General features: G+C 49.4%; 19 protein-coding genes and 1 riboswitch. All 19 genes read left to right on the top strand.

The window, feature by feature from the left end; genetic code table 11:
• Positions 1–115: 115 nt before the first annotated feature.
• The 19 genes from LHUE1_RS13990 (at position 116) to nrdG (ending at position 20,800) form a co-directional block, all read left to right on the top strand.
• Positions 116–307 carry a hypothetical protein gene (locus LHUE1_RS13990; RefSeq protein ID WP_010487689.1) on the top strand — a complete coding sequence of 64 codons (192 nt, stop codon included), beginning with the start codon at positions 116–118 and terminating at the stop codon, positions 305–307.
• Positions 308–449: 142 nt separating this feature from the next.
• Positions 450–716, top strand: coding sequence for a phosphocarrier protein HPr (locus LHUE1_RS13985; protein WP_003566007.1), 267 nt, complete (start codon positions 450–452; stop codon positions 714–716).
• Positions 716–2,440: a phosphoenolpyruvate--protein phosphotransferase gene (gene ptsP, locus LHUE1_RS13980; RefSeq protein WP_049171742.1), complete on the top strand. Its 1,725-nt coding sequence runs from the start codon at positions 716–718 to the stop codon at positions 2,438–2,440. Before LHUE1_RS13985 ends, ptsP begins: the two co-directional genes overlap by 1 nt.
• A 262-nt stretch (positions 2,441–2,702) precedes the next feature.
• On the top strand, positions 2,703–4,127 hold the full coding sequence (locus tag LHUE1_RS13975) for a sugar porter family MFS transporter (RefSeq protein ID WP_049171741.1): 1,425 nt from the start codon (positions 2,703–2,705) through the stop codon (positions 4,125–4,127).
• 238 nt (positions 4,128–4,365) lie between these two features.
• A riboswitch (TPP riboswitch) is annotated at positions 4,366–4,463 on the top strand.
• Positions 4,464–4,505: 42 nt separating this feature from the next.
• Positions 4,506–5,111 (top strand): energy-coupled thiamine transporter ThiT, encoded by a 606-nt coding sequence (thiT, locus tag LHUE1_RS13970; RefSeq protein ID WP_010487772.1) that lies wholly within the window; start codon positions 4,506–4,508, stop codon positions 5,109–5,111.
• A 359-nt stretch (positions 5,112–5,470) separates the two neighbouring features.
• Positions 5,471–5,956, top strand: coding sequence for a 5-(carboxyamino)imidazole ribonucleotide mutase (gene purE / locus LHUE1_RS13965; RefSeq protein ID WP_049171739.1), 486 nt, complete (start codon positions 5,471–5,473; stop codon positions 5,954–5,956).
• Positions 5,953–7,068 carry a 5-(carboxyamino)imidazole ribonucleotide synthase gene (purK, locus tag LHUE1_RS13960; RefSeq protein ID WP_049171738.1) on the top strand — a complete coding sequence of 372 codons (1,116 nt, stop codon included), beginning with the start codon at positions 5,953–5,955 and terminating at the stop codon, positions 7,066–7,068. Before purE ends, purK begins: the two co-directional genes overlap by 4 nt.
• Positions 7,062–7,790 carry a phosphoribosylaminoimidazolesuccinocarboxamide synthase gene (gene purC, locus LHUE1_RS13955; protein ID WP_029345484.1) on the top strand — a complete coding sequence of 243 codons (729 nt, stop codon included), beginning with the start codon at positions 7,062–7,064 and terminating at the stop codon, positions 7,788–7,790. Before purK ends, purC begins: the two co-directional genes overlap by 7 nt.
• On the top strand, positions 7,783–8,043 hold the full coding sequence (gene purS, locus LHUE1_RS13950; RefSeq protein ID WP_025012690.1) for a phosphoribosylformylglycinamidine synthase subunit PurS: 261 nt from the start codon (positions 7,783–7,785) through the stop codon (positions 8,041–8,043). Before purC ends, purS begins: the two co-directional genes overlap by 8 nt.
• On the top strand, positions 8,040–8,726 hold the full coding sequence (gene purQ, locus LHUE1_RS13945; RefSeq protein WP_049171736.1) for a phosphoribosylformylglycinamidine synthase subunit PurQ: 687 nt from the start codon (positions 8,040–8,042) through the stop codon (positions 8,724–8,726). The genes purS and purQ overlap by 4 nt, the downstream gene beginning before the upstream one ends.
• On the top strand, positions 8,713–10,929 hold the full coding sequence (gene purL, locus LHUE1_RS13940) for a phosphoribosylformylglycinamidine synthase subunit PurL (protein ID WP_049171734.1): 2,217 nt from the start codon (positions 8,713–8,715) through the stop codon (positions 10,927–10,929). Before purQ ends, purL begins: the two co-directional genes overlap by 14 nt.
• On the top strand, positions 10,905–12,359 hold the full coding sequence (gene purF, locus LHUE1_RS13935; RefSeq protein WP_049171732.1) for an amidophosphoribosyltransferase: 1,455 nt from the start codon (positions 10,905–10,907) through the stop codon (positions 12,357–12,359). Before purL ends, purF begins: the two co-directional genes overlap by 25 nt.
• Positions 12,356–13,366 carry a phosphoribosylformylglycinamidine cyclo-ligase gene (gene purM / locus LHUE1_RS13930; protein WP_049171731.1) on the top strand — a complete coding sequence of 337 codons (1,011 nt, stop codon included), beginning with the start codon at positions 12,356–12,358 and terminating at the stop codon, positions 13,364–13,366. Before purF ends, purM begins: the two co-directional genes overlap by 4 nt.
• Positions 13,363–13,932 (top strand): phosphoribosylglycinamide formyltransferase, encoded by a 570-nt coding sequence (gene purN / locus LHUE1_RS13925; protein ID WP_049171729.1) that lies wholly within the window; start codon positions 13,363–13,365, stop codon positions 13,930–13,932. Before purM ends, purN begins: the two co-directional genes overlap by 4 nt.
• Positions 13,933–15,456 carry a bifunctional phosphoribosylaminoimidazolecarboxamide formyltransferase/IMP cyclohydrolase gene (purH, locus tag LHUE1_RS13920; protein ID WP_049171728.1) on the top strand — a complete coding sequence of 508 codons (1,524 nt, stop codon included), beginning with the start codon at positions 13,933–13,935 and terminating at the stop codon, positions 15,454–15,456.
• A 427-nt stretch (positions 15,457–15,883) separates the two neighbouring features.
• Entirely contained in the window at positions 15,884–17,128 is a 1,245-nt protein-coding gene (gene purD, locus LHUE1_RS13915; RefSeq protein WP_049171726.1) for a phosphoribosylamine--glycine ligase, read from the top strand.
• A 212-nt stretch (positions 17,129–17,340) separates the two neighbouring features.
• On the top strand, positions 17,341–17,784 hold the full coding sequence (locus tag LHUE1_RS13910; RefSeq protein WP_049171724.1) for a CopY/TcrY family copper transport repressor: 444 nt from the start codon (positions 17,341–17,343) through the stop codon (positions 17,782–17,784).
• Positions 17,774–20,005, top strand: coding sequence for a heavy metal translocating P-type ATPase (locus tag LHUE1_RS13905; protein WP_049171721.1), 2,232 nt, complete (start codon positions 17,774–17,776; stop codon positions 20,003–20,005). Before LHUE1_RS13910 ends, LHUE1_RS13905 begins: the two co-directional genes overlap by 11 nt.
• 216 nt (positions 20,006–20,221) lie before the next feature.
• Entirely contained in the window at positions 20,222–20,800 is a 579-nt protein-coding gene (gene nrdG, locus LHUE1_RS13900; protein ID WP_049171719.1) for an anaerobic ribonucleoside-triphosphate reductase activating protein, read from the top strand.
• Positions 20,801–20,855 lie beyond the last annotated feature (55 nt).

Raw genomic sequence — 20,855 nt, 5'->3', positions numbered from 1 at the left:
GCACTCGACACACAAGAGTGCTAAAAAGTTCCAAATATTTCAGTGATATCAGGCATTAGCGCTTTTTCAATGCCTACTTTTATGCTAACCTTATGGAGTGAGGTGAGGCAAATAGATGACTCAGGATTATGTCGCTTTAATGGATGAGTTAAAGACTGGTCAGCGTGACAAGATCACGGTGACGCCCGAAACATTCATGGCGTTTCGGGCGGCATGGACAAATTATCCCGATCGTGAAGAAATTGTGGGGACGGCCAAACGCGATGGTGTCATCGAATACCATTACCGGTCAGTTGATTCCCGCTAAATAAGCGTCAAATCTCATGTGACGCTTGTGGCAAGCTACAAAAAATGGTAAGGTTTACATGAATTGTTTTAGGTGTTAGTGTGCCTATAAACTATTCGGAAAAACACTAGAAATCTAGTTAATATGAAGGAGCAGATCAGTCATGGAAAAACGTGAATTTAACATTATTGCAGAAACCGGGATCCACGCACGTCCGGCAACCTTGTTGGTACAAGCAGCCAGCAAGTTCAACTCAGACATCAACTTGGAATATAAAGGTAAGAGCGTTAACCTCAAGTCCATTATGGGTGTTATGAGTTTGGGTGTTGGCCAAGGCGCCGATGTTACCATTTCTGCTGAAGGTGCCGACGAAGCAGACGCAATTGCTGCTATTACCGATACTATGAAAAAAGAAGGCTTGGCTGAATAATGGCTGAACATTTGAAGGGAATCGCTGCTAGTGATGGGATCGCCACAGCGAAGGCCTATTTACTGGTTCAACCTGATTTATCATTTGACAAAAAAACGGTTGATGATCCTTCAAAGGAAATCAATCGGCTGAAGCAGGCACTTGATCAAAGTAATGATGAGTTAAAGGTTATCCGTGCAAAGGCCGCTGAATCGCTTGGCGAAGAAGAGGCTCAAGTTTTTGATGCCCATATGATGATTTTGGCTGATCCTGACTTTACCGGTCAGATCGAATCCAAGATCAAGGACGAAAAAGTAAATGCCGAACAAGCTGTGAAGGAAGTTTCCGAATTCTTCATTCAGACCTTTGAAGGCATGACTGATAATCCATATATGCAGGAACGTGCTGCCGATGTTCGCGATGTAACAAAGCGCATTATGGCGCATTTGTTGGGTCGTACATTGCCGAATCCGGCGTTGATTGATGAAGAAGTCATTATCGTGGCTCACGATTTGACCCCTTCTGACACGGCACAGCTCAACAAGAAGTATGTGAAGGCCTTCGTCACTGATATCGGTGGTCGGACGGCTCACAGCGCGATCATGGCGCGTTCATTGGAAATTCCTGCTGTTGTCGGAACCGATGACGTCACCAAGAAGGCCCAAAACGGTCAATTGATTTCCGTTGACGGTCTGACTGGTGAAGTGGTCATTGATCCTTCGACGGATGAGGTTGCCAAATTCAAGCAAGCTGCTGAAGCATTTGCCAAGCAAAAGGCTGAATGGGCGCAACTGAAGACGGCGAAATCCGTGACGGCTGATGGCAAGCATTTTGATGTTGCGGCTAACATCGGGACCCCTAAGGATCTTGATGGTGTGCTGGCAAATGGTGCTGAAGGTATCGGCCTGTATCGTACCGAATTCCTTTACATGGATTCTTCCGAATTGCCGACTGAAGACGATCAGTTCGAGGCCTACAAGAAGGTTCTTGAAACCATGAATCCAAAGCCGGTTGTTGTTCGGACAATGGATATTGGCGGGGATAAGCATTTGCCGTACCTGCCATTACCGCAAGAACAAAACCCATTCTTAGGTTATCGTGCGATCCGGATCAGTCTTGATCGTCAGGATATTTTCCGTACCCAATTGCGGGCTTTGTTGCGCGCATCTGCATTTGGTAATCTGCGGATCATGTTCCCGATGATCGCGACCATTTCCGAGTTCAAACAGGCTAAGCAGATCTTTACAGAAGAAAAAGACAAGTTGGTTAAGGATGGCGTTAAGGTATCCGACAACATTCAGCTTGGCATTATGATCGAAATTCCTGCTGCGGCAGTTCTGGCTGATCAGTTTGCTAAGTATGTCGACTTCTTCTCGATCGGGACTAACGATTTAATTCAGTACTCAATGGCGGCTGATCGTGGGAACGAACATGTTTCTTACCTGTATCAACCATACAACCCATCGATCCTCCGGCTGGTCAAGCATGTGATTGACTCAGCCCACAAGGAAGGCAAATGGGCTGGCATGTGTGGTGAAGCTGCTGGTGATCCGATCATGGTTCCGTTGCTGCTTGGTATGGGACTTGACGAATATTCCATGTCTGCAACTTCTGTTCTTAAGGTGCGCAGCTTGATGAAGCGGCTCTCCACCGAGGACATGGCTAAGATGGCCGATGTTGCTCTAAATGAAAATATTTCGAATGACGAAAATGCGGACTTGGTTAAAAAGACAACCGGTCAGTAATGACGTCATGATTTGAAGAAGGCTGTCATCCCAAACAGGGTGGCGGTCTTTTTTAATTGCTTTAAAGCTTTGGCGAGAGCTTTGTCATTTCTTTTAAGTGGCTTGGTAAGTAGACGGCAATGCCTGGGCAGATCGTATTTACCTGGTGCACATGCAGCATTTTCAGAAAAGTGGTATGGTTATTATGTAAACTAAAAAGGTCGAGCCGCGATGCAGATCTGTGATAGTAAGTATGGTGGTTCACCGAATGAGGGGGAATTGCATGTATTTACAACATCAAACAAAAACAGGCTTGCAGCGCAGGACTGGTGCTTTTTCCACTGCGCGTGTTCGGTTACGACTAGTGGCGCTCATTTCGACAATGGGCGGGCTTCTTTTTGGCTATGATACCGGCGTCATCAATGGCGCTTTGCCGTTTATTTCCAGTGAACTTAAATTAGCACCGGGTTTACAAGGATGGGTCACCAGTAGTTTAACGTTAGGCGCGGCATTTGGTGCTGTGTTGGTCGGCCGAGTTAGTGACCGATACGGGCGAAAACGTTTGATTACCGGATTAGCCGGTTTATTTTTTCTCGCCACCCTCGCTTCTTCACTAGCGCCTAGTGCTGGTTGGTTGATTGGGGCCCGGATGGTCTTGGGGCTGGCAGTCGGTGGTGTTTCGGTTTTGGTTCCTAGTTTTCTGGCCGAAATTGCGCCAACGAATCGGCGTGGTCGGCTTGTGACCCAAAATGAATTAATGGTCGTCTCGGGTCAACTGCTTGCGTTCATCTTGAATGCCGTTTTAGGGACGAATTTTGGCAATGTTCACGGTATTTGGCGGTGGATGATCGTCTTGGCCGTGATCCCAGCTATCCTTCTGGGTGTTGGCACCCATTTTGTTCCTGAATCACCGCGCTGGTTAATGATGAAGGGCCGTCAGCAAGATGCTGAAGACAGTCTCGCGGTTTTGCGAACCCCACAAGAGGTTCCAAATGAGCTTGAACATTTAAAACAGACGATTGCAAAAAGTGCAGAACATAAAAAGGTCAAGCCGGTTGATGCGCTCAAGGTTAAGTGGATTCGCCGACTATTGATGATCGGTATCGGCTTAGGCGTTATCCAACAAATCGCCGGGATTAATGTCATGATGTATTACGGAACATCAATTTTGCAGATGACCGGATTTGGCCGCAACAGTGCATTGATTGCCAACATTGCCAATGGGGTCACGGCGGTCGCTGCCACAATTGTCACGATGCAACTGCTTAAACATGTGCCGCGCCGACCATTATTGATTATTGGTTTAATTGGTACGTCACTGGCGATTACAGGTGTGACATTTGCTTCCCGTTTGCCGGCAGGATCGCCGCTGCGTGCCTTTACAACCATTCTGATGATGATGCTCTTTCTAGCCTTCTTCCAAGGAGCGATTAGCCCGATGACTTGGCTGCTTATGTCGGAGATTTTCCCGGAGCAGTTGCGTGGACTCGGTATGGGCACAGCGACCTTCTTCCTGTGGTTAGGTAATTTTGCGGTCGGGGTGCTTTTCCCGATTGGCTTGGCACAAATGGGGATGTTTTGGACCTTCGTTTGCTTCATTGTGACGAACATTGTCTCGTTGCTGTTTGTCGTTATCTTTGTACCGGAAACGGCAGGGAAGTCGTTGGAGGCTTTGCACCGTGAAGAAAAGGCGCGGTTGAGTCGGTGAGAAAAAAATCATGGTGCGAGATTGCGGCTTTTCTGAAGTGCACTCACGCTCCATAAACGCGTTCGCAGTCGCAGAAATCTCCGTGTAAGGACCTTGGTAGCAATGGCCTAAACCCGGGCCATCACGCCCAAGGCCACTTACACTCCGATTTCTAAGCGCTCCTGCTCACGCTCTGGGTAAAATATTTGCCCTTTCTCCAAAGTCTGGTAGGATAAAGTTGTATCAATTAATTCGATGAACCTTCACAAAGGGGAGCCATTGGCTGAGATCGGGGAAACCCGGACCCTTCGAACCTGTTCGTTAATGCGAGCGTAGGGATTTGTGAACGGTCGGAAGCGACCTTCTTTGTGAGTGGGGATTCACTAGGAGGCTTTTTTTATGCAACAACATAAGCGTCTGGTTGTTATTTTGGAAACAGCGATTATTGCCGCGTTTGCGATGGCGCTGACGTATATTCCACACACCACCGGGGTTTCGGCGATTGAGTTGAATTATGGCTTGATTCCGATTGCGGTGCTGGCGATGCGGCGTGGGGCGATTCCTGCCGCATGGGCTGGCTTTGTCTGGGGCATTCTTGATTTGATTCTGCGTGGCCTTAGTGGCGGCAGTGTTCTGAACCCGATTCAGGGCTTTCTTGAATATCCAATCGCCTTTACGCTAGTTGGTTTAATGGGATTGACCTATGCTGCCTTTCAAAAGAACGTTCGCGGTGGTGAAAAGGTAAAGGCTAGCGGCTATGCTTTCGCCGGTATTATCATCGGTACGTTTGCTAAGTACTTCATTCACTTTATCGCTGGCGTTGTTTTCTGGGGCAGTTATGCACCAAAAGGCATGAATGCCTGGATCTATTCGTTGATCGTTAACGGCGGATCTGCGCTGTTCAGTACCGTATTGGCGATTGTCGTTGTCGGCATTTTGTTAACGGTCGCGCCACAACTCTTTATTGCCAAAGATGGCAAGTCGCTTTCTACCAAAGCAGCTTAAGCCATCGCAGCATTCATAAAAATGACTGGCAGGTTCTTGTCTCCCCGTATTGTAAGGGGTTAGGCATCTAGGCCTTAAATCGGTTCCAAAGATGAAACAAATCTTTGGAGCCGATTTTTTTGTTTTCAAGAAAACTGAAGATGATTAGCGCAGCAGTTGCTGAATTTGAAGCGCTTTACGCAGCCAAATTTTCCCATTGAAGTTAGCGATGATTCAAGTTTTAGACACTGCAAGAATTAATATATCCAGTAAAATACGAACATTAATTTGGAATAAGTCTAATATAGTTCCATTTTACGGTTGAATGTTGTTTCTGAACGTGCTATTCTCAAAATATCTTAAAGAAAGCAGGGAACAAGATGCAGAAAGTAGCTGTGGTCATGGGCTCAAGCTCCGATTGGCCAACCATGCAACAGGTTGCAACGCAATTGACGGCGCTGGCGATCCCTTATGAAAAGCGCGTTATTTCGGCTCATCGGATGCCGGATAAGCTTGCGGAATTCGGTAAGCAAGCGGCTGATCAAGGCTTTGGGGTGATTATTGCTGGAGCGGGCGGTGCGGCTCATTTACCGGGGATGCTCGCAGCCAACACCCTTTTGCCTGTCATCGGAGTTCCAATCAAAACCCGAACATTAAATGGCGTCGACAGTTTGTTGTCGATTGTGCAGATGCCCGGCGGAGTGCCAGTCGGAACCATGGCCATCGGTGATGCCGGTGCTGTAAATGCTGCTTTATTTGCCGCTTCAATCCTAGCTTTGACAGATGAGGCATTAACCCAACGTCTCGAAGCCTTTCGTGCCGAACAGACCAAACGCGCCGAAGAAAGCGAGGCTGCACTCAAATGATTGATGTGGTGACGTCTCCGGCAACAATCGGCATTATCGGCGGTGGTCAGCTTGGTCGGATGTTAGCCCAAAGCGCCAAAACCATGGGCTATCGCGTTGGCATTTTGGAGCCGACTCCGAACTCACCCGCGGGTCAGATCGCGGACTTCCAAATTACGGCGCCCTACGATGACCAAGCGGCGTTGACCAAGTTAGCCAAGGAATCCGATGTTTTAACTTATGAGTTCGAAAATGTTGACTTAGCTGCACTTGAGACTGTCCGACATTTAACTCGCATCCCTCAAGGCACGGCAATCCTTGCAGCAACGCGTGACCGCATCAAGGAGAAAACCTTTCTTGAAACCCACGGCGTTCCAGTAACACCGTTTGCGGCCGTTGATTCACCGGCAACACTGAAAACCGCGATTGCCAAGATCGGCCTGCCAGCGATTCTGAAAACCACAACAGGCGGCTATGACGGACATGGTCAACAGGATATCAACACGTTGGTAGATGTACCGGCTGCGGAAAAGTTACTTGCGCACGGCCCCTGCATTTTGGAAAAACGTCAGCAATTCGATCGCGAAGCCTCTGTCATGATCACGCGTGATGGTCGCGATCAAGTCCGAGTTTTCCCGATTGTTGAAAATCGGCACAAAAATCACATTTTGCATCTTACCTTAGCACCAGCGCCGAACATTTCACCGGTGTTAGCGCATAAGATCGATGACTTGGCGACCAAAATTGCCTTAGGACTTGATTTACGCGGTGTGCTGGGGGTTGAGCTTTTCCTTGAAGGGGATAACGTCATTGCCAATGAGCTGGCACCGCGGCCGCATAACTCCGGCCACTATTCGATCGAGGCATGTAACTTTTCCCAGTTCGATGCGCACATTCTAAGCATCTGTGGCCTGCCAATCCCGCCGATCAAATTGAAGCAGCCAGCGGTGATGCGCAATTTGCTCGGTGACGACTTAACCCAGGCTAAAGCCAAGTGGCCGCAGCATCCCGAATGGCACATGCATGATTATGGCAAGGCCGAGATTCGCCCTGGCCGTAAGATGGGGCATATCACGGTGACCGATGATCGCAATGTTTTGGACATACTCAAACAAATGGAGGCAGCATGGTGAAGAAGACAACGTTACTGTATACCGGCAAAGCCAAGCAGGTTTTTGCAACCGAAGATCCGGATGTTTTATGGATGGCTTACACCAATCAGGCCACGGCATTGAACGGGGAGAAGAAAGCGCAGATTGATCATAAAGGTGAGCTGAATCGGGCCATTTCGACCTTGTTGTTTAAGGAGTTGTCCGCCGCCGGTATTCCAACCCACTACATTGATTCACCGGATGCCACCACAATGATCGTCAAAAAAGCGACAATGCTGCCGCTGGAAGTGGTGGTGCGTAATTATGCATCAGGACACTTTGTCACGAAATTCAATGTAAAGCCGATGATGAAGCTCGACCCGCCGATCCACGAATATTATTACAAGTCCGATGAACTCGGCGATCCATTCATGAACGAGGCGCAAATTTTTGCTTTACATGAAGCAACGCCTGAACAGTTACGCGAAGTTCGTTCATTAACCGACCGCATTAATGCCTATCTCACAAAACGCTTCAATGAAGTTGGCATCACCTTGGTTGATTTCAAGCTTGAATATGGAACGTTAAAAGACGGCACATTGGTATTAGCAGACGAATTGTCACCGGATAATTTCCGCTTGGTTGATCAACAAACAGGCGCGTCGCTTGATAAAGACGTTTTTCGCCAAAATCGGGGACCGTTAACGCCGGTATATCAAGAAGTGCTTAATCGACTACAAGAAAAAGGAGCTGCTCATGTTTAAAGCTAAAGTTTACGTGACCTACAAACCTTCTGTACTGGATCCCAAGGCTGAAGTCATCAAAACGGCCTTAAGCCGGATGGATTATCACAATGTTGATGACGTCTTGTATGGTAAATATTTCGAATTAAAGCTTAGCGGCACCGAAGCAGCGGTACGAAAGCAAGTCGATACGATTTGTGATCAGTTGCTTGCTAACGTCAATATGGAAACCTATCGCTTTGACTTGGAGCCAATCACGGAGGATGAGGCATGAAAGCGGCCGTTATTTCTTTTCCCGGATCCAATTGTGATCTGGATTTGCAATGGGCAGTTCAACAAATTGCCGGTGCTGATTGTGAATTGATCAAGCAGGATCAAACCGATTTAAGCAGTTACGACGTCGTGATGGTACCCGGTGGTTTTTCTTACGGTGATTATTTGCGCAGCGGTGCCATCGCCCGGTTTTCACCCGTCATGACGGCGCTAAAAGATTTTGCGGACGCTGGCGGGTATGTGCTTGGTATCTGCAATGGTTTTCAGATTTTAACTGAAGCCGGTTTGTTGCCAGGGGCCTTGCAGTGGAATCGCGATCTAAACTTTATCTGCGAGCCGGTGGCGTTGACTGTTGATCGCGCGGACACGGCGTTTTCCAATCAATATCAGGTCGGTGAACAGTTGACGTTGCCGATCGCCCATGGTGAAGGCAATTATTATGCCGATCCCGAAACGTTGGCGGAGCTCGAAGCTAATGGTCAAGTGGTGTTTCGATACATCGACAATCCGAATGGTAGTGTTCATGACATTGCGGGGGTGACCAATGCGGCGGGAAATGTTTTAGGGATGATGCCGCATCCGGAGCGTGCAGTTGAGGCCTTACTTGGTGGTACTGATGGATTAGGCGTCTTTCATTCGCTTATCCAACAAACGAAAGGAGCCGACATTCGTGGCACACGTTGAAATGAGTCCAACGGCCATTGCGGAAAAGAAATCCTATCTGGACTTGGGATTGACTGAGGCCGAGTATGAGCGTTTTGCCGAATTAATCGGCCATCAACCTAATGACACTGAAATCGGTTTGGCAAGCGGCATGTGGAGTGAACACTGTGCTTACAAATACAGCAAACCGATCCTGCGCCAGTTCTGGACCAAAAATGAACGGGTTTTGATGGGGCCTGGTGAAGGTGCCGGTGTCATTGATATCGGTGAAGGCAAAGCGGTGGTGTTTAAAGCCGAAAGCCATAATCACCCTTCCGCCGTCGAACCTTATGAAGGTGCCGCAACCGGTGTCGGCGGGATTATCCGCGACATTTTCTCCATTGGTGCTAAGCCTGTAGCGATGCTTGATTCACTGGCTTTTGGCGATCTTAATCAACCGCACACGCAGCATCTGGTTGACCGGATTGTTGCCGGCATTGGCGGTTATGGCAATGCAATCGGCATTCCGACAGTGGGTGGCGAAACCAATTTTGATGGCAGTTACACGCGCAATCCGCTGGTGAATGCGATGTGCGTGGGCATCATGGATAAGGATCAGATTCAAAAAGGCAAAGCTGCGGGCGTCGGTAATGCCTTGATTTATGTCGGTGCCAAAACCGGTCGGGATGGCATTAATGGTGCCAGCTTTGCCTCCAGTGAATTTTCGGATGACGAGGCGGCGGATCGCTCAGCTGTTCAGGTCGGGGATCCATTTATGGAAAAGCTATTGATGGATGCGTGCCTTGAGATCACCCAGCAACATCAGCAGGCGCTTGTCGGCATTCAGGATATGGGTGCGGCAGGGTTGGTTTCGTCCAGTGTTGAAATGGCCGGTAAAGCCAACAGTGGCATGGCCTTGGATCTTGACTTGATTCCGCAGCGTGAAGCCAATATGACGCCATTTGAGATTATGTTATCCGAATCTCAGGAACGTATGCTGCTTTGTGTTCGCGCCGGTTTTGAACAAGAAGTCTTGGATGTCTTTGCTGCCTATGATTTAGACGCAGCAGTTGTTGGCCACGTGATTGAAGGTCATCAATACAAACTTTATCATCATGGCAAATTGGTTTGCGATGTGCCGGTCAGCTCTTTAACCGATGATGCACCGGTTTATGAACAAGAGGCTAAGCAGCCGGAGCGTCTGGCTAACCCGGCACCTGATTTTGATCCGATTGTGACAGATCCGGTCGCAACCTGGAAAGCGATGATGGCGATGCCGACCATTGCCGACAAGTCATCCTTGTACCGGCGCTATGACGCGCAAGTGCAAACCAATACCGTGGTTCTTCCAGGCAGTGATGCCGCAGTGATTCGCGTGCGCGGGACGCATCGGGCACTAGCGATGACGACCGACAGTAAGGGAAGGTATCTCTATCTCGATCCGCAAGTCGGTGCCGCAATGAGTGTCGCCGAGGCCGCACGGAATCTGGTTGCCAGCGGCGCAGAGCCATTGGGCATTACCGATTGCCTCAACTTTGGCGATCCGACCAAGCCTGAAGCTTTTTATGAACTTGCCGAAGCAGCTAAAGGCATTATTCAGGCAACCAAAGCGTTTAACGCACCGGTGATTTCCGGTAATGTGTCACTGTATAACGAAACGAATGGGCACGCGATTTATCCGACGCCGATGATCGGGATGGTGGGGCTGATTGAAGATCTCAGCACCATCACGACAGCAGCCTTTAAGCACGCCGATGATTTGATTTATCTGGTTGGTGAAACGCATGGCGACTTTAACGGCAGTGAGTTGCAAAAACTTCAAACTGGCGGCGTTTCCGGTCGATTGTTCGATTTTGATTTAGAAGCAGAACAGACTAATCAAGCGTTCGTCTTAAAAGCGATTCGGCAACATTTGGTGACTGCCGCCCATGATTTAAGTGATGGTGGGCTGCTGGTCGCACTCGCAGAAATGGGCTTTGCCAATGGTCTGGGCGCCAAGATTAAGGTGACGTTGCCAACCAGCTGGGGCTTTTCCGAAACCCAAGGCCGCTTCTTGATAACGGTGGCACCAGAAAATCAGGCAGCATTCGAAGCCTTAAACGGTTCGGCCAAACTGATTGGCCATGTCCAGGCAGCACCACAATTCGACGTCACAACGGTCAGTCATCAATTTTCGGTGGCCTTGAGCCAGCTGCAAACTGCATTTGAGGAGGCACTCCCATGGTACATGAACCAAAAGGCTTAAATGAAGAATGCGGCGTCTTTGGCATTTGGGGCAATCCCAACGCTGCCAGTATTACCCATCTAGGCCTGCACACGCTGCAACACCGTGGACAGGAAGGTGCCGGCATCGTTGGTCTCACCAAAGAAGGCATGCGGCGCCATTATGGTTTGGGACTGCTAAGTGAAGTGTTTACTAACACCGATCAGTTGCGGCCATTGATGGGTCGGGCTGCTTTAGGTCATGTTCGCTATTCAACAGCAGGCGGTCGCGTTCTGGAAAATATCCAGCCGCTACTTTTCCGGTTTTCTGATGAGTCAATCGCGTTAGCGCACAATGGCAATTTGACCAACGCGATTAGCTTGCGGCGGGAACTTGAAGATCAAGGTGCCATTTTTCAATCGACTTCGGATACCGAAGTGCTCATGCATTTGATTCGTCGCCAGGTCGACAAGCCTTGGTTGGTCCAGCTAAAAACGGCACTGAATGAAGTACACGGTGGTTTTGCGTTTGTTTTGCTGACCGAGCATGGCTTGTATGCCGCGGTTGATCCCCATGGCTTTCGGCCGATGGTGGTTGGCGTGATGCCTGATGGCGGGTACATCGTATGCAGTGAAACGGCTGCCTTGGATGCAGTGGGGGCCGACTTTGTTCGCGATGTTCAACCCGGTGAATTAATTACAATTGACGACGCCGGGTTGCATCTTGATCATTTCACGACAGATACCACGCTGGCCGTTTGCTCAATGGAATATATTTATTTTGCCCGTCCGGATTCTGACATTCATGGCATCAACGTTCACCAGGCGCGAGTACGCATGGGTGAACGTTTGGCTAAGGAACAACCGGCAGACGCCGATATCGTTGTCGGGGTGCCTAATTCGTCCCTGTCAGCCGCGATCGGTTATGCTAAGGCCAGCGGGATCCCCTATGAAATGGGACTGGTCAAGAGCCAGTATGTGGCGCGGACATTCATTCAACCGACGCAGGCCTTGCGTGAAAAAAGCGTCAAAATGAAGCTGAGTGTCATTAAGCCCGTCGTTGCCGGGAAGCGGATCATTTTGGTCGATGATTCGATTGTGCGGGGGACCACTTCCAAACAAATCGTGAAGTTGCTAAAAGAAGCCGGCGCTGCGGAGGTCCACCTGCGTATCGCCAGTCCGCCGTTGCGGTTCCCGTGCTTTTATGGCATTGATTTTCAAACGACTAGTGAATTGTTTGCGGCCAATCACACGGTTCCGGAAATGCGTGATTTGTTGAATGTGGAGTCGCTTGGTTTCTTATCGACACAGGGGTTGGAGGATAGCGTTGGCTTGCCGACCACGGCTCCGAATGGCGGGTTATGCGTGGCTTATTTCACCGGAAAATATCCGACGCCGCTTGACGATTATGAATCCGACCTGAATAAAGAAGTTGCGTCACTCAAAGTTAATGTTGCGGAGGTTAGCGCATGACAGATTACAAAGACGCCGGCGTTGATATTAAAGCCGGTGACGAAGCGGTGCAACGAATTGCCGCGTTAGCCAAGGAAACAACGAATGAAAATGTGTTAGCTAGTGTTGGTGGCTTTGCGGCGGCATATCGGTTGCCGTCTGTCCCGCAGCCGACTTTAATCAGCGCCACGGATGGGGTTGGAACCAAGTTGCTGTTGGCCTTGCAGTGCGATGCGCATGAAACGGTTGGCATTGATTTGGTGGCGATGGTGGCCAATGACTTGCTGGCGACAGGAGCACAACCGTTATTTTTCCTTGATTATATGGCGGTGGATCATTTGGATGTTGCGCGGGCGGAATCCGTGGTTCGCGGCATTGCGTTTGGTTGCCAACAGGCCGAGATGGCGCTCATCGGTGGCGAGACCGCTGAGATGCCGGATATGTACCCGCAACATCACTATGATTTAGCTGGGTTTGCGGTTGGCGTTGTTTCGGCACCAAAAAGATTGCCGCAGGATGTCGCTGCAGGTGATGTGTTAATTGGCTTACCAAGTTCCGGTGTCCATAGCAATGGCTATTCGTTGGTGCGGAAATTATTGGCCGAAACCGATTTAGGCAGTCAGACACTTGAAGATGGCTCTGAAATGATGCAAGCGCTCATGCGGCCAACGCGGATCTATGTCAAGCAGGTGTTGCCGCTGATGCAACAGGGTTTGATTCATGCGGCAGCGCACATTACCGGCGGCGGGATTACCGAGAATCTGCCACGAGTGATCCCGGATGGCTTAAGTGCCCACGTTGATCCGCAAGCATGGCGACGGCCGGAACTTTTTGATCGTCTGCAACATGCCGGTCATTTGAGTGAAAGCACGATGCGGATGACCTTTAATCTTGGCATCGGTATGATTTTGGTAGTCGCTAAGGAATCGGTTTCCGCAGTACAGACAGCCTTGCCAAGCAGTAAAGTGATCGGCGAAGTTGTCGCAGACCCAGCGGAAAAGATTCACTGGCAGGTGGCAGGCGAATGAAAGCATTAGCTGTTTTTGCATCAGGGAACGGAACCAATTTTGAAGCATTGTTTGAGGCTTCGCAGGCGCAGGATAGCAATTTTCGTATTGTGGTGGTGGTTTGTGATCGGGCACGTGCCCCGGTGATTCGCAAAGCAGCTCATCATCAGATTCCAACCATTGTCGTGAATTTCAAGGACTATGCCGATAAAGCGGCAGCCGAAGCTCATATTTTGACGGCGCTTCCGCCAGTCGACGCGTTGATTCTGGCTGGCTACATGCGCATTATCGGTCCGACCTTGTTAGATGCATTTCCTCGGCGCATTATCAACCTGCATCCGGCACTGTTGCCAAGCTTTCCCGGGCGCCAAGGGATTAAGGATGCCTTTGATTATGGCGTGAAAGTAACCGGCGTGACCGTCCATTATGTCGATGCGGGGATTGATACCGGCGAAATCATTGCCCAGGATCCTGTTCGGGTACTGCCCGGCATGACATTAGCCGAATTGGAAGCCGCCATTCACCGTCAGGAGCATCACACTTTTCCGGAAACTGTCAAGAAACTCATTCAAGAAGGAGCGATTTAAGTGAAACGAGCATTGTTAAGTGTCTCTGATAAAACCGGTTTGGTACCTTTTGCTAAGGGATTGATTGAACGGGGTTTTGAACTGATTTCAACTGGCGGTACCCATCGTGAACTGGCTGAAGCAGGTGTTGCTGTGACCAGTGTTGAAGATGTGACCGGTTTTCCGGAGATGCTTGATGGCCGGGTTAAGACACTGCATCCTAAAATCCATGCCGGCATCTTGGCACGCCGCGATGATCCGAAGCATATGCAGGCGTTGGCCGATCATGACATCCAGCCGATTGACGTGGTGTGTGTGAATCTGTATCCGTTTGCCGAAACCATTAAACGGGCTGATGTGACCCGGGCCGAAGCTATTGAACAAATTGACATCGGTGGTCCTTCTGCTTTGCGCGCCGCGGCTAAAAATAGTGATAGTGTCTGGGCCGTGGTTGATCCAGCTGATTATTCAGCAGTTTTGACCGGCCTTGATCAAGATGATGCGGCGTTGCGGCAGAAACTGGCAGCCAAGGTTTTTGCAGTAACGGCGGCTTATGATGCCCAAATCGTTCATTACTTAGATCCAGAACCATTTCCGGAGCAATTCACACCGACTTACCACAAGCGCCAAGACCTGCGCTACGGGGAAAATAGTCATCAGCAAGCGGCGTTTTACGTTGAACCGGATCCTGATCCGACGAGTCTGGCGGCTGCCAAGCAGTTGCACGGCAAAGAGCTTTCGTACAACAATATCAAGGATGCTGATGCGGCTTTAGCGATGTTGCGTGAATTCAAGCAGCCGGCTGTTGTGGCAGTTAAACATATGAATCCTTGTGGCATTGGCTTGGGCGAAACGATCGAAGCTGCATGGGACAAGGCGTATGCGGCAGATCCGATGTCGATCTTCGGTGGCATTATCGCGCTGAATCGGCAAGTAGACTTGGCGACTGCCGAAAAAATGCATAAATTATTCCTTGAAATCATCATGGCGCCGGGCTTTGACGATGATGCCTACGAGATTTTGGCTAAGAAGAAAAATGTGCGCTTGTTAACGATTAATACGGCCGATGTGCCAGAAGAACTGGGCACCGAAACGGTTTCGATTTTCGGCGGCCTACTGGTACAGACGCGCGACGATAAGACGGAAACCCCTGCGGACATGACCGTTGTGACCAAGGTGCAACCGACTGCTGATCAGTTAAAAGCCTTGGCGTTTGCGCAAACCGTGGTTAAACACGTGAAGAGCAATGCGATTGTGGTCGCCCAGGCAGATCAGACGTTAGGCATTGGCGCCGGTCAAATGAATCGGATCGGGTCAGTCGAATTGGCATTGACCGAGGCGCAACAAAACGACAACTTTGCCGGCGCCGTCATGGCCAGTGACGCCTTCTTCCCAATGGACGATTGCGTTGATTACGCGGCAAAACACGACATCAAAGCCATCATTCAACCAGGCGGCAGCATCCGCGACAAAGACTCCATCGCCAAAGCAGATGAATACGGCATCGCCATGGTAACAACGGGTGTGCGGCACTTTAGGCATTAGAGCGGAGAGCGTGAGCTGGCGCGGTTAGAAGTCGGAGTATAAGTGGCCTTAGGCGTGATGGCCCGAACTTGGCCATTACGCCTAAGGTCCTTATACGTAGACTTCTGCGCCAGCGAACGCGTTTTGGCGCCAGAAAGCTGCAGTGCAGGTCTTGGGCCATTGCGGTCAAGGTCCTTACACGCAGGTTTCTGGGCTGGCGAACGCGTTTTGGCGCCAGAAAGCTGCAGTACTGGTCTTGGGCCATTGCGGTCAAGGTCCTTACACGTAGGTTTCTGCGCCAGTGAACGCGTTTTGGCGCCGGAAAGCTGCAGTATCGGTCTTTGGTCATTTATGCTTAAGGCCCTTACACGAAATTTCCACACCAGCAAACGCGTAAACACTACCCTCATCACCCACAAATATGCGCCCATACGCGCGAGGAGGTTTTATGAAACAGGTTCTTGTCATTGGCGGCGGTGCCAGAGAAAGTGCCCTTGCGCTAAAATTCAACCAGTCGCCACAAGTTGACCACGTCTATGTGGCACCCGGTAATCCGGCTATGACGCTTTTAGGCGTTGAGCCAATCGGTATAAAAGAAGCCGAAGTGCCGGAACTGATTCAGTTTGCCCGGGATCATCAGATTGATTTGACGTTTGTCGGTCCTGAAGTACCCTTGGCGGCTGGCATTGTCGATGCTTTTCAAGAAGCTCATCAGCCAATTTTTGGCGTGACAAAAAAACTCGCCCAACTCGAATCCAGTAAGACGTTTGCCAAAGACTTTATGCACCGCCACCATCTTCCGACTGCTGCCAGCAAAACCGTCCATAGTGAACTGGAAGCGCATGCCGAGGCAACGTTAATGGGATTGCCAATCGTCCTTAAAAAAGATGGCCTTGCCGCCGGAAAAGGGGTCATCATTGCCCAAGACGCTGCTGCCTTGGACGATGCGATTGATCGACTTTATGAGGGGCACCCAGATGCAACGGTGCTTCTAGAACAATACCTTGACGGTGAAGAAGCATCGGTAATGGCGCTTTTCAACGGTCAAAACCGCGTGATTTTACCTTTATCACAGGATCATAAACGCCGTTTTGCCGCCGATCGTGGTCCTAACACGGGTGGCATGGGCGCCATTAGCCCGCTACCACAGTTTACTACCGACCAAGTAAAGGCAGCTGAGGCATTAGTTGATACGACGTTGGCGGGGATGCAGGAGGACGGCCTCAGTGGGCAAGGCGTGATGTATATCGGCCTGATTTTTACCGCTGATGGTCCTAAAATTCTGGAATACAACATGCGCTTTGGTGATCCGGAAACACAGGTGCTGTTACCTCAGATCGAAAATGATTTTTATCAGTTGGTAACGGATTTGTTGAATGGTCAACAACCTGATTTGAAGTTAAATGGCCAAGCTTACGCGTGCTTTGTTGCGGTGAATCCGGATTATCCCGGTTCAGGATTAAAGCAGGTCCCGGTGATTGTGCCAAAAGACTGGCCGATTGGCACCTGGTTGCCAGCAGGCGTTAACCAGACGGAAAACGGCTGGGTTAGCAGTTCAGGCCGAATTTTCTCGGTTGTAGAGGCGGCATCAACGCTTTCTGAAGCTATTATGAAGGCTAAAAAGGCCATGGAAAGTATCCAAGGGGTTTTGGATTATCGCACTGACATTGGTTTCCATGCGGTCAAAGCCTGAAGAAAACAATCAGCGGTAAAACCTGATTTTGGCGAATAGCATTAACGAAATAGGCACTGTGACAGTTTCTTGTCGCGGTGCCTATTTGCATGTCCCTTTTTTCAGTATGCGCAGGCACTTCCAAATAAAATTAAAAAATTGATATTGACAATCATCGTTTACAGTTGTAAATTATAAGTGTTGAAAGATTACAAGTGTAAACGGAGGCAATTATGGAAACACCAACAGTCGACATCTCCCAATCGGAATGGGAGGTCATGCGTATTATTTGGACACTCGGACCTTTAAAAAGCAGCACGCTTGCCGCCATTTTGACAGATAAAATGGGCTGGAAGGTCGCAACCACTAAAACTTTTTTAGGTCGCCTAGTCAAAAAAGGCGCACTTGTAACGGAAAAACAAGGTCGTGAATTTTTGTACCATGCTACGGTCGGCGAGCAAGCATCCATGGATGCAGCAGTGACTGAGTTATTTAGCCATTTATGCCAGATGAAAATAGGCAAGACCTTGGATCACTTGATAACGCACGTGACTTTATCAAAACAAGACATCAACGACCTACAACAAACATTGACAGCCAAGTTACCGGATGCACCGGCAATGGTCAGCTGCAATTGCTTGCCAGAAGGGTGTAAGGAGGAAGTTCATGAAGGATAGTAAGATGGAACATGCAAACGGAACGACTGGAAAAACCAGTAATATGCAACATGATGACATGGCGGATATGCCAATGGACCATGAACAGATGGGACACCAAGCTGGTATGGAAACCATGGCCATGGACCAAGGAACCATGGCTCATGGGCAAATGAATCATGGCGACATGCATATGAGCCATGGTGACATGAGCCAGATGGATATGCATCACGGCGATATGTCGCATATGGACATGGATCACGGTGGTGGTCATATGATGCATATGGGCAATCTCAAGCAAAAGTTCTGGGTCAGCCTGATTGTGATGATTCCAGTGCTGTTACTTTCCCAGTTTATGGGGATGAATATCCACTTAGGCGCTTTGCAACTACCGATCGTATTTCCCGGATCTGACTGGCTGGTTCTGATTTTATCGTCATTTCTGTTCTTCTATGGTGGCTGGCCATTTTTGACCGGAGCTAAATCCGAATTGCAACAGCGGCAGCCAGCGATGATGACGCTGATTGCAATGGGCATTACCGTTGCTTATGGTTATTCACTTTACGCGTTTGTGATGAATCATTTTATCGCGCCGAATGGTATGGTCATGGATTTCTTCTGGGAACTGGCAACATTGATCGTGATCATGCTGTTAGGGCACTGGATTGAAATGAATGCGGTCATGGCAGCGGGCAATGCGGTCGAGAAACTCGCGGCGTTGCTGCCAAGCCAAGCGCATGTCGTGCATGGCGATCACGTGATGGACATGCCGTTAGCAGAAGTTCAGGTCGGCACGCGTTTGCGCGTCCTGGCAGGTGAACAGATGCCGGCTGATGGCCAGATCGTCAGTGGTAGCAGTAGTGTGAATGAATCCCTAGTTACCGGTGAAGCCAAAGCCATTCATAAAGCTGAAGGCGATCGGGTCATTGGTGGATCAGTCAATGGTGATGGCGTCATTGAAATCAAAGTAACCGGTACTGGCGAAAGCGGCTACCTGTCGCAAGTGATGAAGCTGGTTCAAAGTGCCCAGGCCAATAAGAGTAAGGCAGAAGGGATGGCCGACAAAGTTGCTGGCTGGCTTTTCTACGCAGCATTAGCAGTCGGTATTCTGGCATTCTTCATTTGGCTATCAGATGGAGCGGCAATTGCCTTTGAACGCATGGTCACCGTTTTCATCATTGCCTGCCCGCACGCACTGGGACTGGCAATTCCATTGGTCATCGCGCGTAGCACCAGTATTGGCGCAACCAATGGCTTATTGATTCGTAATCGTCAGGCACTTGAAACTGCCAAACATGCGAAGTTTATCTTAATGGACAAAACCGGTACGTTGACTGAAGGTAAATTTACCGTTGCCAAAACCGTTGCATTTGCCAATCATGATGAAGCTCAAGTCTTAGCCTTGATGGCCGCACTTGAGAGTCATTCAGAGCATCCACTGGCAACCGGTATTAAAGCCGCGGCTAAGGAACAGCAATTAAATGTACCTGCTGCTCAAAATGTTCAGGTACTCAAGGGTATCGGTCTTCAAGGCGAAGTTGATGGCCAAGCTTATACCATCGTCAATGCGCGTTACTTGAAAGACCATCAGTTAAGTTATGATCAGGCCCAAGCCGATCAGTTGGCGGCTGCCGGGAACTCATTGTCCTTTTTACTACAGAAGGATCAGGTTTTAGGGATGGTAGCTGAAGGCGATCAGTTGAAGCCATCAAGCAAGCCATTCGTAGCGGCCTTGAAGCGTCAAGGGATCACACCAGTTATGTTGACTGGTGACAATCATGAAACAGCCAAGAAAGTTGCCGACCAGCTGGGGTTAACCGATTTTCAGGCAGAGCTCAAGCCTGAAGATAAAGTTGCTCAGGTCAAGGCTTATCAGCAGCGTGGCGTTGTGATGATGGTCGGCGATGGTGTCAACGATGCGCCTAGTCTGGCTCAAGCAGATATCGGGGTAGCAATCGGTGCTGGTACCGATGTTGCCATTGATACGGCCGATGTGGTTCTAGTTCACAGCGACCCAGCTGATATTCTTAACTTCTTATCGCTGGCAAAGGCGACGAACCGCAAAATGGTGCAGAACCTTTGGTGGGGAGCTGGCTACAACATTTTAGCCATTCCTTTGGCAGCGGGTATCCTGGCGCCGATTGGTTTCATTCTCAGTCCGGCAGTCGGCGCGGCGATCATGTCGTTATCAACGATCGTGGTTGCGTTAAATGCCATGACGCTGCATTTGAACCGTGCTTAGAATAATCAAGCTCTGATATGAATACCGGCTCGCCATCAAGATATAGATGACAAGCCGGTATTTTGTGTACAACTAATACTATATATTGGGGTTAAAAGATGATACGATAAAAAAAGACTTACCAAACAAGGTGCCGGTTTACCGACCAGCACTTCGGTAGAAACCAAGTCTTACACAGCATCGCTACAATGACTTCAGAAAGAGGCAGATATTGTTATGACCACCAATCGCTTACCACAGAATCCTAAACCTAAGGAATGGCTCGCTAGCGACCTTTCCCAGCAACGTATTGCGGATTACAAACCATTTAACTTTGTGGATGGCGAAGGCGTGCGTTGTAGTTTATACGTATCTGGCTGCCGGTTTGCCTGCCCCGGCTGTTACAATCGGGTTGCCCAGAATTTTCGATATGGGAAACCTTACACTCAGGAGTTGGAAGATCAGATTATTGAAGATCTCAGTCAGTCGTATGTACAAGGGCTGACATTATTAGGCGGCGAACCGTTTTTGAACACGCAGGTATGCATTCGGTTGTGCCGCCGGATTCGGCAGGAATTTGGCCACGACAAAGACATTTGGAGTTGGAGCGGGTACACATACGAGGAACTGATGCAGGATTCCGAAGATAAGTTGACGTTATTAGGGCTCATCGACATCCTGGTCGACGGCCGCTTCTTACTGGCACAAAAAGATTTAACCTTACAATTTCGCGGCAGCGCCAATCAACGCATCATCGACGTGCCGGCAACGCAAGCGGCTGGCGAGATTAAACTTTGGAAGAATCTTATTCGGTAACATCACAAAAAGAACGAGTGGCTTTCTGCAGGAAACTGTATGTCAGAAGTCACTC

Source organism: Lacticaseibacillus huelsenbergensis (genome assembly GCF_029726355.1).
Lineage (GTDB): Bacteria > Bacillota > Bacilli > Lactobacillales > Lactobacillaceae > Lacticaseibacillus > Lacticaseibacillus casei.
This window is presented reverse-complemented; position numbering and strand designations above follow the sequence as displayed.

Excerpts from the sequence above, each read along its gene's own strand:
- LHUE1_RS13990 (WP_010487689.1), top strand. The coding sequence starts at position 116 with ATGACTCAGGATTATGTCGCTTTAATGGATGAGTTAAAGACTGGTCAG.
- purQ (WP_049171736.1), top strand. The coding sequence starts at position 8,040 with ATGAAAGCGGCCGTTATTTCTTTTCCCGGATCCAATTGTGATCTGGAT.
- purS (WP_025012690.1), top strand. The coding sequence starts at position 7,783 with ATGTTTAAAGCTAAAGTTTACGTGACCTACAAACCTTCTGTACTGGAT.
- purC (WP_029345484.1), top strand. The coding sequence starts at position 7,062 with ATGGTGAAGAAGACAACGTTACTGTATACCGGCAAAGCCAAGCAGGTT.
- purE (WP_049171739.1), top strand. The coding sequence starts at position 5,471 with ATGCAGAAAGTAGCTGTGGTCATGGGCTCAAGCTCCGATTGGCCAACC.
- LHUE1_RS13905 (WP_049171721.1), top strand. The coding sequence starts at position 17,774 with ATGAAGGATAGTAAGATGGAACATGCAAACGGAACGACTGGAAAAACC.
- LHUE1_RS13975 (WP_049171741.1), top strand. The coding sequence starts at position 2,703 with ATGTATTTACAACATCAAACAAAAACAGGCTTGCAGCGCAGGACTGGT.
- purN (WP_049171729.1), top strand. The coding sequence starts at position 13,363 with ATGAAAGCATTAGCTGTTTTTGCATCAGGGAACGGAACCAATTTTGAA.
- LHUE1_RS13910 (WP_049171724.1), top strand. The coding sequence starts at position 17,341 with ATGGAAACACCAACAGTCGACATCTCCCAATCGGAATGGGAGGTCATG.
- purD (WP_049171726.1), top strand. The coding sequence starts at position 15,884 with ATGAAACAGGTTCTTGTCATTGGCGGCGGTGCCAGAGAAAGTGCCCTT.
- purF (WP_049171732.1), top strand. The coding sequence starts at position 10,905 with ATGGTACATGAACCAAAAGGCTTAAATGAAGAATGCGGCGTCTTTGGC.
- thiT (WP_010487772.1), top strand. The coding sequence starts at position 4,506 with ATGCAACAACATAAGCGTCTGGTTGTTATTTTGGAAACAGCGATTATT.
- nrdG (WP_049171719.1), top strand. The coding sequence starts at position 20,222 with ATGACCACCAATCGCTTACCACAGAATCCTAAACCTAAGGAATGGCTC.
- LHUE1_RS13985 (WP_003566007.1), top strand. The coding sequence starts at position 450 with ATGGAAAAACGTGAATTTAACATTATTGCAGAAACCGGGATCCACGCA.
- purM (WP_049171731.1), top strand. The coding sequence starts at position 12,356 with ATGACAGATTACAAAGACGCCGGCGTTGATATTAAAGCCGGTGACGAA.
- purK (WP_049171738.1), top strand. The coding sequence starts at position 5,953 with ATGATTGATGTGGTGACGTCTCCGGCAACAATCGGCATTATCGGCGGT.
- ptsP (WP_049171742.1), top strand. The coding sequence starts at position 716 with ATGGCTGAACATTTGAAGGGAATCGCTGCTAGTGATGGGATCGCCACA.